Genomic DNA, 18367 nt, shown 5'->3' on the forward strand with positions numbered 1-18367 from the left:
GGCACCCATGACAGAAATCACCACAGCTCCTGTCGCATCAGCGGCCATCTCCGGCGACGTCCTGCCGCTTGTTCGCATGGTCGCAGGCGTTCCGACACTGTACGAGATCAGTGCATCGGAGCTTGAGGGAACTTCCTGGAACTTCCGCGGCGCATGGACGGCTCTCACCTCCTACGCCTTCGATGACGTGTTCACCTTCAGTGGATCCACGTATCTCGTCACCACGTCGTTCGTTTCCGGCGCGTCGTTCGACGCCTCTCATGAGGCGCTGATTGCGTCTGCCGGTACGGCCGGAACCAATGGGACGAACGGAACGAACGGTATCGGTACAGCCGGAACGAACGGCACAAACGGCACGAACGGGCTGAGCCTCAATCTTCGCGGCGCGTGGGCAGCGAACACCGCCTACAACGTCGATGATGTGGTCACGTATCTTGGCGGTTGTTACTCAGCGCCCGCCGCATTCACGTCCGCTACCACGTTCAATGCTGCGAATTGGATGCAGATTGCGGCGCCGGGTGCGCAAGGCATCCAGGGCGTCGCCGGGAATTCGATCAGTGCGGTTGGCGTCGTCGTCAGCACACTGGCGGCTGGATCGCAGGCGACAGGTTCCGCAACACTAACGGGATCGACACTCACCCTCAACCTGGCGCTTCCACAGGGTGCGGCTGGTGCAGCCGGTTCGGGAGGCGGTAGTGGGTCGGCCGCCCTGACGCGCGGCACGATTGTCCAGCCTGCGCTCATGACTACCGCAGCCCTGACCTTGGCGACGCTCTTGGCGTCAACGGCAGTGCCGGCATTCGGGCCGCTGCTCGGCACGCCTGGTAGTCAGATTGTCGTCGACTCCAGCATCACTTTTCAGGATTTCCTAGGCGTTGGTGGCGCGCTGACCGACACGGCAGCGCAGAACCTCATGTTGATGTCGCCGGCTGCTCGCCTGGCGCTGCTAACCGAGTGGTTCGGGACCAACAATTTCGCCATTGTGCGCGTGCCGATGGGTTCGAGCGACTACACGTATCGACCATACCAGACCTATGCCGACAATGGCGGGGCCGCTGACCCGAACCTGACCTCGTTCTCGATCGCGATGGACGAGCAGTGGACGATCCCGCTGCTGTTGCAGATACAGCAGATCAATCCACACGTCCGGTTCATTTTCGAGCCTTGGACCGCAATGACTTGGCTGAAAAGTTCGGCTTCGCTGACGAGCGGGTCGTTCATCGTCAACGCGGCGAATATGACGACCTGGTCGCAGTATTACGTCAAGCATTATCAGGCGATGCAGGCATACGGGATCAATCCCTATGCGTATGGCCTTGGAAACGAACCGAACAACAACAATACCGGCTACCCCTGCATGGGCTGGGCTGGCGCCGATCTCGCGACCTTTGCCGGAACTTATCTTGGCCCGGCATTCGACGCTGCTGCAGTCGAAGCCCTTATATGGACCGCGGACGTCTCTTGGGGCGGCGTTTCGACCTACGCGGGTCTGTCGCTGGCATCGACCTCAGCCAATCCATACATCGATACTGTAGCCTGCCACGGTTACAGCGGTCAGCCGATCCAGGCTGAGAGCACCGCGCGTTATTATGGCGGCAAGCCGATCGTGTTGACCGAGTGGGAAGCGACTGCGCCTGAGGGTGCGCAAGTGTCGGTCACGAATATGGCCGGAACGCTGGCCGTAATACTGCCGCGTCTCAGGTTCGGGGCGATGGTCCTCTGGAACTTGATGACGGACGAGTCTGGCGGACCATGGCACGGTGGCCAGCTAAGCGGGGCGAATAACGGGCCACGCGGGCTCGTCACTTTTAATAGGTCGACGAATGCGCTGACCCGCAATGTTGAGCACTACGTGTTCTGCCATCTGTCGCGGAACCTGAAACCGGGCGCCAAACGCGCCAAATCCACAAGCCTTCCGGGCGGCGATGTCGTCGGCGCCACCGAGCTGATGAACGTGTTCTTCAAGAACAAGGATGAGAGCGTCTGGCTCTACATGTTCAACGCCAACACGGTCGCTCGCACCGTCACGGTCGTCGACGCGATAACCGACGAAGCAACCTATGTGACGTTGGCTCCTAACGACATACAGACCCTAAGTTGGGGTCCGGGATCGACGGTCGCGGCAGGAACATTCACGGCTCCGACCGCACCGCAAAACCTGACTATGACCGGAGCGACCGGCGCTGTTAACTGGGCGTGGCAAGCTCCAGCATCGACAGGCACAGGCGATCTTGGCGGCTATATCCTCGTCCGGTCGGCCGTTACCAATGGGGAGAGCGTCAATCTCCCGCTGGTTGTCTTGCCGAAGGGCACTTTGGGCTATAGCGACGCCACGGCTGTCATCGGCACCACCTATTTCGGTGAGGTCTATGCTTATGGCGCAGGCGGCAACAGCCCGCCGAGTAATGAAGCGAGCGCGTCGCCTAGCGCAGCAGCCGCCACCGCACCGCCAGCCATGACTATTACGGTCACGCCGGGTAACGGGCAGAACACCATCGTCATGTCGGTGCCGAATAACGGCGGCTCACCAATGCAGTCCTACCAGCTGACCTCGGGCGCTCAGGGTGCCGAAACCGCGCTGACCACAATTGCCAGCACGGCGCTCTCAATCACCTATGTCCATAGCGGGCTGACCAACCTAAACAAAGTCTACTACAACGGCTCGTCGACCAACGGCGTCGGAACGACGGCAGCAGCGGCAGAGGCGAGCGGCACACCAGCCGCGGCACAGACAACCCCGACGCACGCACTGGTCACCACCGGGTCAGCAGCACAAGGTGCGAGCGCGCCGGCATCTTCTGCGCAGGTTGACACCACTCCCGTTCTCGATCTTCGCTGGTATGGGTCCCTGCCGACCTACGGCTACAGCGCAGAGCAAGGTTTGCTCGGCAACTATCCGACCGCAGGCGTTAATAAGGCGACTGCATCCTTTGGCATGTGTATTTGGCCACAAACGGGCGGCGGCCTCGGCTTGCAGATGTATGACTCTGCGGGCATCGCCTTCAATTTCAACGCTGCTGACCCTGTAGGAACGAACGTCACCGGGACGCCCGCGACGATGCTCAGCGTCGCTCCGGTCAATACGCCGGTCGTGTGGCGGAGCTACCTGAATATGGGGACTTCAGCCGTCACCGATAGTTTCGGCATCGTTCATCCTGCCTCATGCTGCCAGTCGTTTTACTCGCTCGATGGCGGCAACACCTTTACGCAATTCGGCACGACTCGGGCATACACCGGGGCGACGACGACCGAGCAACATCCTGCTGGAAACGCCTTTTATATCTCCAGCACCGCAGCCTTGGCGGGCAACACGTTCAGAGCGCAGGCTTTCAACGCCAGCGGCGGCGTGCTGGTCAACGCGGACTTCACGGCCGCCGCGACCGGTGTGGCGAGCATCACCGATAGCGCGGGGAACGTCTTCACCCCCATCTCGCCGTCGTCGATCTCCTAGGGGGCAGACGCTGCCAAGCTCTGCGACCGCATCTTGAGCCTCCCGCCAATCCAGGCGCGGACTGGCTTGTCGTAGTAGTGGAACGCGGCCAGCGACGCGGGGATCGTCACCAGCAGGGTAGCAACGGTCACCACGTCGTAGCCGTATCCGTGGAGAGCCTTCCGGCAGAGCCAAAAAATCGGGAGCTGCAGGAGGTAGATAGGATAGGACAGGTTGCCAGCGAGTGCGCAGAACTCGTTGACGCGGAGGGATCTGATTCCGGCGAGGCTGACCACGGTGATCGCGGGGAACAGGATCATAACCGCGAGCAGATCGACGATCTGGCCGGCGACAGAAGTCTTAGGCGCCGTGATGCATAGGCACCCCAGCAGAAGCACAGGAGCAACGGTCCAGCCGCCTTTGAACTGGGGTAGCCGGTCCGAGCTCCACAGACGCCATAGGATCATGCCGGCGGTGTAGGAGAAGAACACGCGGGCAAGACCCCCGGCGAACGTCTCGACACCGGCGCCCATGTCCATCGAACCGTAGTGCTGCTGGCAGGCGATCAGGGCCACAGCGGAGGTGGCCGCCAGGCCGACCAGGGCTTGCACGCCGAGTTTCCGCAACACAGCAGCGTGAGCAGCGTTCGCGACCAGTTCGAAGAAGATCGACCACTGCGCGAGGTTCAGCGGGTAGAGCCCGAGGAATGGCGCGGTCGACGGCACGAGTAGAAGTTCCCGCGCCAGGAAGGACGGGTGCACCAAGCCGACGTGGCCGCTGATGTAGAGCGACACGATGCTGAACAGCGTAGACAGGAGGAACAGCGGGTAGAGCCGAAGCAGCCGGATCGAGACCATGAACTTGGCGAACGACGTGCCGGCGTTCAGGCGCCTTTCATAGGCGGCCGAGACAACAAAGCCCGAGACCACGAAAAATAGGTCGACGGCCAGATATCCGTGGGTGAACAGCTGCCAGCCGGTGCCGGACTGCGCGTGGAACACGAGCACGGCTACGGCGGCGATTCCGCGCAGCAGATCGAGAGCCGCGTACCGGTGTGACTGTTGCGCCATAACGCCTCAATACGATTGCAGACCAACTTTTAGGCATCAATGCGCACCCCGAACAAGTGGCATCAGGGCCACACCTATTGTCCTTCGAGTAGGGGGGCGACTGGTTGTGCCCAGGTTTGACGCTCACCACAGCGATAGGCCTTGCTGTTCGGAATCCTCATACCCCGCCAGCCAGTCGTCTCGTCGAGTGCCGACGTGAGGCGGGATTACGGACCTTGGCAGGCCCTGCTCAGCGGCGGCGTATCCGGCTTTGTATGCCGGGCTGGCATAGGCGGCATCGGTGATCGCCCCTCTCGTGCGCGAGGGACGCCAGACTAGGCGAACCATGGATCGGCAAACTGCGGTTGTGGCGACAAAGAATCTACTGGCCATCTCATCATCCTGATTGACCCACCGTAACGATGAGTGCGGGTCGCGCTCAAGACTTGAAATCACTGCCTCCACCGAAGTGAGGGGGAGGCAGTGATCGGAACGCCGAGCCTCCGCTGCAAGCTAGATCAGTCTCGTTCTCCAACAAGGTTTGCTGGCCTCACGGTGGCACAGGCAGTGAAGTCGTAGCCCGCGATCACCTACTAACTTGAACACTCGCGCTATGCCTGCAAGTCGCCGGGACTATCCGGGGACGTCTTTATTGATCGGACAGCTCATGACCCTCATCGGCTACAACGACGGCGGTCTGGCCGACGGTAGCGGCAATGTCGCGGGAACGAACTACGCGATCCCCAGGCCGGCGCCCTTCCTCGCCACCGGGCTTGATATTATCCGGATCGGCTTCAAGTCCGAGCGATACGCGACCGCGCCTGGCTACGTGGCCACGCTTCTCGGCACCGTGGCGAGGCCGATCGTCGAGGCCGGCAGGATCGCGTGGCTCAACATGCACAACTTCGGCAGCGTCTATAACCCGACGCTGAAGGCAACCGAGCAATTCTCGGCAGCTGACGCCCCCACCCTGTTCCTCGCCCAGTGGAAGCAGATCCAGGCGGACGTCGCCGCGGCCGGGCTTGATCAGACGAAGCTCGGCTACGGCCTGATGAACGAGCCGGGCAACGCACACAGCGACGTCGACGCCATGGCGCTCTTCTACCAGCCGGTGATCACGGCGCTCCGGGTGGCCGGCTACCTCGGGTATTTCGAGGTGCCACGGCAGGGGAGCCAGGAAGCATCCGCGATCACGCTGGCGAAGCCATATAGCGCCACGGTGCATGACCCGCTGAACCGGACCTTGCTCGGCGTCCATAACTATGGCGACGCGAGCAACGAAGGTACCGGGGACGACAGCTCGAGTGCCACGACGATGGTCGGCCGCTTCACCGGTGCCATCCAGTGGATGCAGCAAAAAGGCGCTGCAGCTGGGTTCTTCGGCCTCATCGTCAGCGAGTTCGGGACGAACAATTCCGCCGTCTCGGTTCAGGATTTTTCGAGTGTCGTCGACCTGTTCATGTCGTCGGAAGGGGCTGTCTGGGGCTTTACTACCTGGACCGAGGACCCATGGCTCGCGAATAACGGGAATTACCTAGGCACCCTGGCTGCACCGACGCCGAACCTATCCAAGCTGCTCGCGGCCAAAAAAGCTGCAGCGGCATCACTCCAACCGGAGCCACCCATGCAATATGATCTGGTCGTCACCCTCGCGTGCGAGGATGGGCCCTGCACCGCACTCGTCATGCTCGATAACGTACAGCTCGCCGGTAACGGCGTTGCAGTCACGGCCCCGTTTTCTGGTGGAGCGACGCAGCAAGCCGGCTTTGACGGGGAATGGCCGAAGACCGCAGCTCACAAGCTCGGCGTCCGGCTGAACGAGACCGGCAAGGTTCTGCACCTGATCGACGCGACCTTGAACGGCGTCAAGATGACCGGCGGCAGCGTCGCGAAGCGGGACTGGATCTGGTTGACCTTCCCGGCAGATACCATCGCAGCCACGCCGCCGACACCGCCCGTCGTCACGCCGCCAGCGCCAGCCAAGAAGCAGGTTCATGATGTCGGCATCGGCGGGTTCGCCGGCCTCACCGACCTCAGCCGCGCAGATACCGTAGGGGAGGAGGCGACCGGCCGACTGTTCGACTACATCCACATGTCGGCGGCGACCGCAGCCAACGCTCCGGCGATCCGCGCGCTCCTGACCAGCATGGTTCCGGTCGACAGTGATGACGGCAAGAGCTTCATGATCGAGCTCGGGACCAACACCGCGCTGGCGAAGGGCGATGCCTACGACAGCTTCGTTGCAGTGCCCGGTATCAACCCAAATCGGGGTGTCCTGAACTGCGGGACCAGTGGCGACAACGCGACCGATAATACAATGGCGATCAGCAACCAGAACTGGATCAAGAACAACTGGTTCAGCCGTTTCCCTGGCAAGCCGATCGCTATCGTGGTCACGCCAGGCGGAAACGATGCGTTCCTTGGGACGGACTTCGGTACCGACCCGCATTGGGCGAACCAGCGCAAGCTGGAGGTCTACGGTGGCGCTGCCTGCGATGATATCCCGGCAGCCTTCTACAACCAGACCGAATGGTTCAACCATAACGTCGAGCACGGCCGTTGGGCACTGGCAGAGGGTCTCGAATATTACCTGATCCTTTCGCCGACGCAGGGATCGAACCTGACCTCTGACGTCCAGACCGTGTGCAAAGCCTACTGGGAGGCAGGCGTTTTTCCGACACACATCATCGTCGAGAATTACACGCCAGGCGCGGGCGTCAGTATTGGTCCCGAAACGGCGGACACGCTCAACCGGGCGGCGCTGTGGGTCGCCCAGAACAAGCCGGTACTAGCGCCATGACCTCCAGCAGCCTGTATGCAGTCGTGGCCCCATACCAGCGGCGCGCTCGACAGGCGGTTTCGCGCAGTGCGATCGAGCTGCTGGTGCTGCTGCTGAACGCCCGCACGGTCATGCACGCGCTGCTGGTGCTGCACCTGAGCTGGGAGGCCTGGAAGCTGTTCCAGCCCGGCGACGAGCTGCAAGCGGACCCGCGCCAGTACGCCTACCTCATCAGCCACGGCGGCGAGGCTGAGTGGACGCGGGTGCTGGCGTTCGGCGCGGCGGCTGGGGCATTGGGCCTGCTGATGCAGGCCAGATGGCCTCGCATCATGGGAGCGCTCGTCATGGGGACTGTCGAGTTCGCCCTCAACCATGCACTGACCAGCAGCGGCGCCGCTCCGACGGCGGGACCGACCTACAGCATCCTCGAGCTGATGGCGTGCTGGCTGATGGTCGCACACTGGCTTCCCGACCAGCGGCAGGTGCGCGAGTGACGCCACTTCGGCGGATGCGCGTGCGCATCCGGATGTCGGTTCAGCACCGCCCGTTCTGGCTCGAGGTGTCTGCCGGCCAAGCTCTCGCGACGTGGGGCACCTATGTGCTGCTCATGCGGATCCCGATTGGCCATGTTCGCGCGTTCGCAGCGCTCGATCACCTCCAGGACGCGAACTACTGGGTCGGCGGGATCGCGGCGGTCGCCGGGTTGAGCCAGGTGGCGATCGTCCTGCTGAATGTCACGCTCGGCCGGATCCTGTGCACCGCCATCGGAATGCTCCTCTGGGTATTCGCTTACCGGGTGACTGGCCACCAAGACGCACCGCGGCCCGGGATCGTCCTCTACGCCGAGCCTGTCGTGCAGAACGCCTTCGCCATGGTCTGGCTCTTCTACGATCTCACGCGGCGGCGGCGCTATGATCTGGCGAGGCGGCGATGAGCTCCGGGTCCGGCGACACCAGCATCGTCCTGACTTTGGTCCAGGCGGGCGCCTTCACGACCTCAATCACCGCTATCGGTGGTGCGATCGCGTGGTTGATCGGCCGCCGGGACAAGCGTCGCGCCGAGAAGCTCGCCGGGGAACGCCGGGACGAGGACGAGATCGGTGAGGAGCGCAAATTCTATGATGAGCGCGCTCGCAACGAGATTGCCCGGATCGAGCTCGAGCGGGAGGCTGCGCGAGCGGAGTGCCGCGCGTGCCATGCTCAGCGCGAAGTCCTGGTCCGGCGGAATTTCGAGGACCGGGAGTCCTGGCTCGAGTGCCTGCACGAGGCGCGGCGCTGCCAGCAGATCCTCATCGCCGTCTATCTAAGTCCACCGGTGCCCGGGCAGCCTCCACCCGTCTTCGATCTGCTGCCGGACCCACGCCGGCGCGCTGATCCCGCCTGACCACGCAGCCGCCTCCGGGCGGCTTTTTCATGTCCGGAGCATCACATGCAGACCTCTCTGGTGCCGACGCGCACCTTCACGCTGGGCGTGGAAACGTCCGCGCTCAGTCTACGACGTGACGACAGCGGAAACTGGACCGGCGGCAGGGTCGGTGTCGGTGCGCTGATTGGCAGCAAGTGCGGGGTCTCGGCTCCCGTGCTGAGTGCCTGGCTTGGCCGGACCGCATCCGCCGCCGACATGCGCGCGGTCACGCCCGCGACCATGGCTGCGATCTTCGGCGCCAATTACTGGAACCAGGTGCACGCGGACTCCCTGCCGGCCGGTATCGACCTGATGACCGTCGACCATGGGTTCAGCCGCGGCGCCGTAACGTCGGCCATGCTGCTGCAGCGTGTGCTCGGCACTGTCGCGGATGGTTGGATCGGGGCGGGGACTCTTGCCGCGATCGCCGGCTTCGCAGCGGCGTCGGTGCCTCCGTCCGTCATCGATGCGGTGGCGCTTCAGGAGGGCCTTGGTGTCCAGCAGGATGGCAATATCGGGCCGGTAACGCTCGCCGCGCTGAGTGCCCTCTCGCCGATCGAAGGCCTGCTCGTCGCCCTCTACGCCGCGCAGGTGCACGACTACCGCGGCCGCAAAGAAGCGGCGGCGAATCCCGGATGGTTCACCCGGGCCCGGAACCGGCTGCACGCCGGGCAAGGCCTGGTCCCAGCGGCCTCGACCCCAGCCTAACGAAACCGACCTCACCATCATTCGCCGCCCCGTGTCGGGGCGGTCCTTTGCGCTTCCGATGCGCTGGAGCAGACCCATGACCAATCCCTATGTCGATCGCGCCGAGAAGTGGGCGCTGCAGACCTCGACCATCATCGGCACGGCGACGATCATCGCGGCCGGGATCGGCGGCGGTGTCGATGCGAGCACGGGCATGCCCTGGCTGTCCGCCCTCGTCGGCCTCGTCGCCGGCGGTGTCACTGCGATCGTGCTGCCCGGGCATGACCCGGCCCCCGTCGTCGCCGGCGCGGAAGCTCTCGTGACTGCTATCGAGTCACACCAGGACGATCTCGAGAAGGCCACCTCCAGTGCCCAGGCAGTTGCCGCGACCGTGAGTGCGGCGGTGCCGAGGATCGCCACCGAGGCGGCGAAGATCACCGCGCAGGTTCAGCAGCTCGCCCCGGTCGCGCAGGCGATCGCCGCCGCGTCCGGCAAGACTGGTGTGGCGGCAATCGTGGGTGACGCAGGGGTCGTGCTGGGCGATTTCGAGGCCGGCCTTGCGACCGTCAAAGCGACCTCCGCCTCGCAGGCTTAAAGCGGCCAATAGTTTGGTCCAACTTTGACGTACCGCTACAGCCCGAAAGGCATCAACATGTTCCGCACCCTCGCCATCCTCATCGGATGCGTCGCCCTTTCCGGCTGCGCGCAGACCCTCGCCATGACCAACGCCGCAAACGCCGATTTGGCCAACGTCGAGGTCCAGGCGGCAAAGCTGATCGCTTACTACCCTGTCGCCAAGGGCCTCGTCGTCGCCGGCGAGGTGTCGCTCACGCTCGCCGGTCAGCCAGCGGCCGCAGCCGCGCTCGAAGCTGGCGTGACCAAAGTCGATGCCGTCGTCGCCCAGTTGCAAGCCGCCGAGGACGCGACCAACGCGGATGCTGCAGCCATCAGCGCGCTTATCGTGCAGGTGACGGCGCAGACGCAGACGCTGGTGTTGCAGGTGGCGCCGGTGGTCAAGGTGGTGCCGACGAGCGCGACGGTGCTGTCGGCGACGTCGGTTCCGGCCGGTTAGGGAATGGGCCGCAAAATAGCCTGCGTCACGACGGCACCGGGCCGAGTTCTTATCGGTGGAGAATAACAATGGCAGCGCATAGTATTCATGCAAGCGGGCAAATGATCATCCAGGATCGACGATACGGGGCAATAATAGAGAGGACGATATTCGATTTGGCAGGGGCTATCGAAATTAGACATCAACTAGATGCGGCGATTGCATCTGCACAGGTAAGTACCCCAAAATCGCAATCGTGAATTTATCTTTGATCAATTCTCAGACTAGACTTTCGTAAAGCGTCGTTAAATGATAGGGGCAAGCGTCTTCATGAAACTCTTTACGGATTCGAACACTTGTTTTGCCTCATCTTCTGTGTAAATTTGTTGCGGGTGCATAGTCTGATTCCTCCATGCTTTTCCGACGGAATGGAAATGAGCGTGCAAGGAATACCAGGCAATTTGCTTATCTCCTTTAGACATCGCATCAATCTTTGTTTTTAGATTGCTAGCTATGGGGCCCCAAGGAAGAAATATCCCGTCTTTGTCATGGACCGTGGCGCCCAGGGTGTTTGCAACAGCCTTCAATGCGGATTCCATTGCTCGCATCAGATGAAATACAACTGCAGTATAACGGCCAAGCGCCAAGCTCATTCCGGCTTCTGATAGATCGTAAGTTGAGTCCGGAAATGACTTATGTACGTTCTCGCCAAACAGGTGATGGCTCTGATCATATAACTCTGCCATTGAAGCGCTTACACAGAAAAATCTCCTGGTATGAACTTCCTCACACATAGAAGCCAATATTTGGTCTACCTGATGCGAGATCATTCTTACATCACCTGTTTGCAAGGAGCCGAAATTTTTATCTTTTTCTTCGAGCAGGTTGATCAGTCTTCGACTTGCGGCTTTAGCCAAAGTAATTTCAGTAGCTGTAGCCGCATCTTCTATATGTCCGGCGAAGCGCCGTAAGCGAGCGTGTTCTTCAGGGACCATCGTCCACCGCTTTTTAGGATCAGCGCGCAGTCCATCCAGCACAGTTGTCAAATGGACAAGGTAACTTCCAAAGTAGGCCATTGCGGGATAGGCGGCAGGGGTAATTGTTGGCATTCCTGCAAGCTCACAGTTCGAGGAAATTTAAGCAAACCAACTGTAGCGCCTCCAGCAGCGCGGCCGACACTCGAAAATAGCCGGCCGCGCTGATATTCGCTTCGTGTCGGTGGATTTCGTCGAACATCGCGGGGCTCCCTGATTGGTGGTTTAAGGCTCACCGAGCAGCACCAGTTCCCAAGGTCGGACCCCACCCCGATCGCTCCCTGCATGGCTCGCGTGTTCCTGCGCATCCAGAAGTGCTACCCGCATCGGGGCTTGGCGACAGGCGCGCCGGCAGCGGAGGCGAATGAGGACGCGACTGAGCGGGACCGATGCCAGGGCCGGATGGTTGGCGACAAGCAGGCGAAACGGCAAGCCAGCGGACCAGCAGCAGGAACAGCGGATGTCCAGACTGAGGTTCAGGTAGGCGCAGGTGGAAGCTGGCAGGAGGATCGCGTCGGCGGGGCTGGTGGGGCGCATGGCCCAGCTTCCCGTACGAACGAAACAAGAACAAGATGTGCCATATGGCAAGCGTGATCCGCATCATACGGATTGACATGATCCCGGTTCGAATTTGGCAGGCAGGGCCTAACGTATTGATCCACATCGGCAAAAACGGCTGGTGAACAGTGCCAAACGGCCCTGTGATTGCTTCCTGTACATGGGAATCATAATCTCTTGGTCGGCGGTTCAAATCCGTCCGCCGCTACCAACGTGCCGGGTCTTCGATTGATAACACACGCTTGCCCGATTCAGGGACAGATCCAGTCATAGCGGTTGCCGGCCCGGTGAGAGTGGCTACTGCTGATTGTGCCGGCCGAGGATAGAGCACCTCGCTTCGCCGGCGTTCACGGGCACCTGGGGCCGTAGCGCCAGGCTTGGAGGGACCGTCTCGGCTGCCGACCCGTTGGAGAGGGTCTCACCATCTTAACGAAATCCTGGCCGCACTTGTGGCACCGGACGAAACGGGTAGCCGACGCGTTTCGTCCGCAGCGCTTGGTCGTTCGTCCGCCATCCGAAGCGCCGTCACTGCGGGGGCCTTGGGGGCGGGGTATCCCAGGGCAAGACCGGACCGAAGGGGCCAACATCCTGACCGGAAGGTGGCCGAGCGACTCCTCGATCCGGTCCATCGCCCTCCGCGTGAACGATCGTGGATACCTGGCCGCTGAGGCTCGTCCCCACCGGACGTAGCAGTTTCAAGCCTTCACCGGGATCGCGTCCAGATAGCTGGCCGGCTGGCGCCACTCGTCCGAGCGTCTGTCACTGTTGCCCATGGGCTACGGCCTCCGGGAAAGGCCAGGCAACGACGAGCCGCCTGCACGCAGACCATCGACGGACCGTTGCGGTTACGTATAGAAGATTGAATTCCCAATCAACTTCGGACTCGCACTGTTATGGCCAGAAAAGACGGTCGAATTCCGGTTGGCCTGATCATGCTCGCCGCTGGCTCGAGCGTGTCGTTGGTTTGGCCTCCATTGAAGCAAGCTGTCACGGGAGCCCGTTTCAAGGATGCAGGCTTAGCCTCAAGCTTGATCGTGGCGCTGTCTAATTTATGCGGGTCCGCTGTGGGAATAAGCGAGTTTGCGGCAGACAGTAGAGCTTGTGAGCGGTTCGTATCAAAATTGACCGCATCCTGGACCAGAAGCAGGATCACGATCTCTGCTGCCGTGATGTTGCTGCTTCCATTGGCGATGCCCGAAGCAGGAGCCGTCGAACAAGCCCGAGGTCCCGACCTCCTGTGTGGAACTGGTTCCGTCTGCAATCAGGGCCAGACCGCAGGTCGAACGACCAAGACGATCGAGACCGCTCAGACCCCGGACGATCCTTACGAGCTCTATACCTTGGGGGGATCCGAGGAAGGTTACGTCATTGGCATAGTTCCTTCCGCCGACAATCAGCTGGTGAAGTTCGGTGTCTTCGCGGTACCCGATGATTTTCCATGGAGCAAAGCCGTCAGGATACAGAAATTCAAAATAGGGTGTGCCCGGCCTGTGGGCGGTGCGTACTCTCGCATCGAGGGACCAGGTCCGAACCTCACCCGATACTGGAACGTGACCTGCCGCATCCTTGGTTCAGCCTAAGGAATTCGACCAGCCGGACCTTCGGCACCTTGCCGGCGGCGTGCCGGTCAATCGGGCTTGCCGGACGATGTGGTCATGCCCTTGTCGGGATCGCGCATCCGTGCTGCCAATGCCTGGCGGAACGGCGGCAGATTGCCCAGGCGCAGTGCCCCGTCACGGAGTATCCGCGCCGGCAGGCTGTTCCCGGCCGCATAGAGCCGCATCAGCGCTTCGGCGCCTGCGAAGAACAGCCGCGTCTCCGCCCGATGCGCGACCTCGTAACGGGCCAGCGCGCCCGGATCGGCGACCTCCCGGCCAGCGGCCAGGGCCGTCCGCAACTCCCGCGCCAGTGCGTGCTGCCCGAGCAGGCCGAAATTGAAACCATGTGCCGTCGTCGGGTGCATGCCGACCGCAGCGTCTCCGAGCAGGGCGAAGCGTGGACCGACAAACCGGGTGGCGTAGGCGGTGACCACAGGAACCGCATGCCGCTTGCCGACCGGCTGCATCGCACCGAGCCGGCCACGATAGCGGCGGGTCAGCGCGCTCCCGAACGCCGTGTCGTCCAGTTGCAGCAGGGCCGCCGCATCGGCCTCGCCGACCGTCATCACGGCAGAGGACACGCCGCCATTGAGCGGGAGCGTCACCAGGGTCTGGCCATATTCGAACCAGGCCGTGGCGGTCTCGTGATGCGGGATGGGATGCGCCACCGGGCACACCAGCATCCGTTGCCGGTAATCGTGCAGCGCCGCGCCGATGCCCTGCTGTTGGCGCAGCCGCGAGCGCCTGGTATCGGCCGCCACCACCAACGTCGCCGTCAGCTTCTGTCCATCGGACAGGGTTGCCGTCGTGCCGCCCTCCCGAACCTGGACCGCGGCGACCGACAGGCCCGGCAGCACGATAACGTCCGGCAGGGTCTGCACGACCGCTTTCAGGCTTCGGCGCAACCAATGGTTCGGCACGAAGCGGCCCAGCATGTCGGTGCCCGCTCCACCGGCCCCGAGCCGCATCGCATAGTCGGATGGACCGTTGAGAACCCGCATCCGGCGAAGCGGCGCGATCTGGTCCGCTGGGATCCTGGCCCAGGCGCCCAGGGTGGTCAGCATCGCGACGCTGTGGTCGGTGAGCGCGATCTCCCTGCCATCATCGGCCGGATCCTCCAGGGCGGCCTCTGCCTGCGGGTCGACCAGCGCGATCCGTAGCCCGGTTCCGCCCATGGATGCGGCGAACGCCAGGCCGACCGGCCCGGCGCCGGCGACGACGATGTCGAAGGCTTGCGTCACTCTGTTCTACCCCGGTCCACTCCTGTCCTAGATGAGGCGATCATGGGCAACTGCAAAGGGCTGCGCTCGGTGCCTTGATGCGGTTGTCCGGTATCGCCACTAGCCGGGTGATTGTGGACGAACTTGCCCGGCACGTGATGTCGATGCCCGATTGCGCGTTCGCATTCCGTTGGCAGGACGCCTCACGTTCTACCGGATCGTGCAGGGAACTGCCGATCTTGCTCTCAAGGCTCCGTCGGAGCAGGCGAAGGTTGGATTGGCCGGTGTGACCCGTCCGGACGTCGCCGGCTCCCTGCACGGGAAGGGCGGCGTTGCAGCCCTGGCGGCGCCCGCGACCGGCATCGTGTTTGCGGCGGACACGATGACCTTGTCGATGCGGTGCCCGTCCAGATCGACCACCTCGAAGCGCCTGACATCCCCATCGGTGTCCCACTCGAACTGCTCGCCTTCAACAGGAACATGGCCAAGGCGACGCAGGATGAACCCGGCCATTGTACGATACTCGCCGTGATCGTCTGGAACCTTGGCAATCCCGAGTTGATCGAAGGCATCGTGAATGGCCATCGTCGCGTCGACCAGGAACGAGCCATCCTCGCGCTTCAGGACATCGAGTTCGCCATCATCCACGATCTCGCCCGCAAGGGCTTCGAGCAGATCCGTCTGGGTTACAACGCCGCGAAGTGCGCCGTATTCGTCGACGATCAGCGCCATCTGTATCGGGCGGTTCCGGAACGTATCCAGGACCTGGAGCACGGTCGCACCGTCATGCACGACCAGGGGCTCGCGCATGAGTGACTGCAGGTGCTCGACGGCGCCATCATGCGCGTCGAGCGCAAGTTTCCGGTCCAGGTAGGAATCCAGAAGATCCTGCTTGCGCAACACTCCGACGACCCGATCCAGGGTTCCTTTCGCCACGACGACCTGCTCATGCCGGCTGCCTCGGACCCCTTGCAACATGAGCTCCGTGCTCGCGTTTGCGTCGATCCAGTAGATGTCGTGGCGGGGGGTCATGATCGTGCGCACGCGCCGCTCGCCCATGCCGAATGCGCGTTCGACGACGTCCTGTTGCGCCTGTTGCACCAACCCTGCATCCCTGCTTGCCGCGACCAGAAGCTTCAACTCTTCCGTGGAGTGAAGACGGGATTCTGCGTTGCCTGGCTCGAAACCGCATGAACGGACGACGATGTTGCTGAGCCCGTTGAGCAGGAAGATAAACGGTTTGAATAGAGCAAGAAACAGGCTCAGTGGCCGTACGATCCGGAGCGCCGTGCGCTCGGGCAGTTGCAGGGCAAAACTTTTCGGTGCCAGCTCGCCGAGAACGATGTGGAAAACGGTTATGATAAAGAACGCAATGGCGATGGCCACGGCGTGCGCAGCCGTTGCTGCCAACGAGCCCAGGCTTCCGAAGGCAGGGTCGATCAATCGTGCCAGTGCCGGCTCCCCGATCCAGCCAAGCCCGAGCGACGAGATCGTGACACCGAGTTGTGTCGCCGCCAGATTCGCATCGAGGTTGTCGACTGTTCTTCGCAACAGGCCCGCACCGGCACGACCATTGGCGACAAGCTCGTCGATCCGACTACGCCTGACACCCACCAGGGAGAATTCGGCGGCGACGAAAAAGCCGTTGGCAAACACCAGCGCCAGGACCGCCGCCAGCTTCCCAAGGATGAGCGATGCATTCTGGTCCATCAACGTGTCACCGCCGGAACCCCTGCAGCCATAGTGACAGGCAGGCGTGGCAGTCTCCCGGCTTCCGCCATCCGGCAACTGTGCCGACCGGAGCACGTCGAATTTCTGTCATTGAAAAATGGTCAATCAAACGCCGGCTTGCCACGTCGTTCTCTTCCATGAACGGTTTGATATCCTTGCGGAGGTTTGAACGTCGCCTGGGTGGGCATGCGGCTTCTTCAACGCTCCCACGTAACATCGCAGCATCGACAGGCCGGAACGAGCGGTCGCGGAAAGCCTCGCCACCATGATCCGGATTTGGGCGGCTCGTCGCCAGGCCATCGCGCATGACGCGACACGGATGCTGGCCGAGAACGCTATCGAGCATGGAGAGCCCTGTTCATTGACTGCTGCCGCGATCGATGCGGTTCGATACCCTGCTCTGTATCGCGTAAAAATTTGATATGAACTTCAGGGGTGCGAATAAAACTTTCATCAACGCCGTAAACGAAATGTGATCAGTCGAAGGTGAACCGCTTCGTTCGCGACGTCCGGTGTCTGGTCGCCACGGGCCTGACGGTCGATTGTAGAGTGTAGGAGCCCAGGCCAAGCCAACGCGGATGCCCCTCGCCGTTGAGCGTGCCGAGCCCCGGCCACGTCTCACTGCGCCGATCAGCGACATGACGCATCACCCGGCTCGCCGCCCCGTCCGGTCGGCTGCCTGAAGCGCGACTGCACGCCGGCGATCGCATCACCGCCTTGCCGGGTCCGCCAGACACTGCCTCGTTTTCTCGCCAACCGATCGAAGGACACCGTCCCCAGCCAGGTCATTGCGAAGCGACAGCGGCAGGTCGATGCGTCGTTTCATGCTTTACCGAATGTCGTATCGGGCTCGGTTCACCCTGCGGTCATTGCCCGGCCTTCGTGCTACGATCTGCGATCCATACCGGGTGGCCTAGCCGTTTCCGATTGCGAACTGGAAAAGCCGTGATTTCACGCATTGTCGCCGCTCTTGCCGTCATCCTCGCATGTCCCGCCATCTCCGACGCGGCCACGCCTGCAAAGCGGCAGGGAGTGCAGACCGTCTGTGTCGGCGGCTTTGTCGGCTTTCAGAATCTCACGCCGGCCAATACCAGGCTGCTCCGGGAAACCGGACGCGGCTGCCTGTATCTGCACGGTAGTGCGGTCGGTCCCGCGACCGCGGCGGCGGACCGGGCGGTCCTGAGTTCCTTGCGTTCGATGACGGGGATATTCGAGGCGGGCCAGAACGACTTCTTCCTCCCGGGCAACGCCTACGACAATTATCTCGCGGCTTCAGGCTGGGTGCCGCGGCATATCCTGCTCAATACCCCCTCCGTCGACGAGTTCCTCGCGAGCCCTGGTCATGCCGACCTGATCGCCTACAAGGCCTGGGTCGATCAGGTCAGGACGCGGTTCCCCGGCATCACGGTCGGACCGGTGCTGACGCCCGGGGGCGACGAGAAACATTTCAACGAGCCGTTCGCGACGGCGGACTATTGGAAGGATGCCCGCCTGGCGGCGATCTATGGCGGGTCGCTGGCCATCGACATTCCATCGCGGAATTTCTTTCTCGTGCCGCACTGGGCAAAATTCGAGGAAAGCCAGATCCGCTGGGCCAACTCGGCCGGAGTGCGGTCGGACCTGATCCTGTCGCCGGGCGGGAGCAGGAGCTTCATGGCCGACACGCAGGCGGTGCTGGCTCGGCTGGTTGCCGACAACGCCGTGCCACTCTCGATCACCATCGAGAATTACGAGCCGGGTAGCGCCAGCACCATCGGGGAGGAAACGGCGCCCGAGACCCTCAACGCAGTCGCATTATGGGTCGCCCGGCATGCGCCGCGCTAACA

14 protein-coding genes are annotated in these 18367 nt (G+C 62.4%); 10 read left to right on the forward strand and 4 right to left on the reverse strand.

Annotated elements, in window-relative coordinates; genetic code table 11:
* The first annotated feature begins 7 nt into the window (after positions 1 to 7).
* Entirely contained in the window at positions 8 to 3451 is a 3444-nt protein-coding gene (locus HN018_RS06975) for a hypothetical protein (RefSeq protein WP_171834805.1), read from the forward strand.
* Here HN018_RS06975 and HN018_RS06980 read toward each other — a convergent pair.
* Positions 3448 to 4500, reverse strand: a complete 1053-nt coding sequence (locus HN018_RS06980; RefSeq protein WP_171834806.1) for an acyltransferase family protein — start codon at positions 4498 to 4500, stop codon at positions 3448 to 3450. The genes HN018_RS06975 and HN018_RS06980 overlap by 4 nt on opposite strands.
* 646 nt (positions 4501 to 5146) lie before the next feature.
* On the opposite strand from HN018_RS06980, the gene HN018_RS06985 reads away from it, so the two are divergent.
* The 7 genes from HN018_RS06985 (at position 5147) to HN018_RS07015 (ending at position 10421) form a co-directional block, all read left to right on the forward strand.
* Positions 5147 to 7279, forward strand: coding sequence for a cellulase family glycosylhydrolase (locus tag HN018_RS06985; RefSeq protein ID WP_171834807.1), 2133 nt, complete (start codon positions 5147 to 5149; stop codon positions 7277 to 7279).
* Complete coding sequence (locus tag HN018_RS06990; RefSeq protein ID WP_171834808.1) at positions 7276 to 7752, forward strand: hypothetical protein; 477 nt, start codon at positions 7276 to 7278, stop codon at positions 7750 to 7752. Before HN018_RS06985 ends, HN018_RS06990 begins: the two co-directional genes overlap by 4 nt.
* Positions 7749 to 8192, forward strand: coding sequence for a hypothetical protein (locus tag HN018_RS06995; RefSeq protein WP_171834809.1), 444 nt, complete (start codon positions 7749 to 7751; stop codon positions 8190 to 8192). Before HN018_RS06990 ends, HN018_RS06995 begins: the two co-directional genes overlap by 4 nt.
* Complete coding sequence (locus HN018_RS07000; protein ID WP_171834810.1) at positions 8189 to 8641, forward strand: hypothetical protein; 453 nt, start codon at positions 8189 to 8191, stop codon at positions 8639 to 8641. Before HN018_RS06995 ends, HN018_RS07000 begins: the two co-directional genes overlap by 4 nt.
* Positions 8642 to 8686: 45 nt before the next feature.
* Positions 8687 to 9370 (forward strand): glycosyl hydrolase 108 family protein, encoded by a 684-nt coding sequence (locus HN018_RS07005; protein WP_171834811.1) that lies wholly within the window; start codon positions 8687 to 8689, stop codon positions 9368 to 9370.
* A 76-nt stretch (positions 9371 to 9446) separates the two neighbouring features.
* Positions 9447 to 9944 (forward strand): hypothetical protein, encoded by a 498-nt coding sequence (locus tag HN018_RS07010; RefSeq protein ID WP_171834812.1) that lies wholly within the window; start codon positions 9447 to 9449, stop codon positions 9942 to 9944.
* 24 nt (positions 9945 to 9968) lie between these two features.
* A complete protein-coding gene (locus HN018_RS07015; RefSeq protein ID WP_171834813.1) occupies positions 9969 to 10421 on the forward strand; it encodes a hypothetical protein in 453 nt (150 codons plus the stop codon).
* A 284-nt stretch (positions 10422 to 10705) separates the two neighbouring features.
* Here the strand turns inward: HN018_RS07015 and HN018_RS07020 are convergent, their stop codons facing one another.
* Positions 10706 to 11509, reverse strand: coding sequence for a HEPN domain-containing protein (locus HN018_RS07020; protein WP_171834814.1), 804 nt, complete (start codon positions 11507 to 11509; stop codon positions 10706 to 10708).
* Between the two features lie 1376 nt (positions 11510 to 12885).
* On the opposite strand from HN018_RS07020, the gene HN018_RS07025 reads away from it, so the two are divergent.
* A complete protein-coding gene (locus HN018_RS07025; protein ID WP_171834815.1) occupies positions 12886 to 13572 on the forward strand; it encodes a hypothetical protein in 687 nt (228 codons plus the stop codon).
* Positions 13573 to 13619: 47 nt separating this feature from the next.
* Here HN018_RS07025 and ubiM read toward each other — a convergent pair whose 3' ends face one another.
* The gene (ubiM, locus tag HN018_RS07030; protein WP_171834816.1) at positions 13620 to 14831 is read right to left on the reverse strand and encodes a 5-demethoxyubiquinol-8 5-hydroxylase UbiM; all 1212 of its coding nucleotides are present in this window, start codon (positions 14829 to 14831) and stop codon (positions 13620 to 13622) included.
* Between the two features lie 189 nt (positions 14832 to 15020).
* Positions 15021 to 16520 (reverse strand): hemolysin family protein, encoded by a 1500-nt coding sequence (locus tag HN018_RS07035; RefSeq protein ID WP_171834817.1) that lies wholly within the window; start codon positions 16518 to 16520, stop codon positions 15021 to 15023.
* Positions 16521 to 17486: 966 nt separating this feature from the next.
* Between HN018_RS07035 and HN018_RS07040 the strand changes: the two genes are divergently transcribed.
* On the forward strand, positions 17487 to 18365 hold the full coding sequence (locus HN018_RS07040; RefSeq protein WP_171834818.1) for a hypothetical protein: 879 nt from the start codon (positions 17487 to 17489) through the stop codon (positions 18363 to 18365).
* Positions 18366 to 18367: the final 2 nt, after the last annotated feature.

It is taken from the genome of Lichenicola cladoniae (genome assembly GCF_013201075.1).
Lineage (GTDB): Bacteria > Pseudomonadota > Alphaproteobacteria > Acetobacterales > Acetobacteraceae > Lichenicola > Lichenicola cladoniae.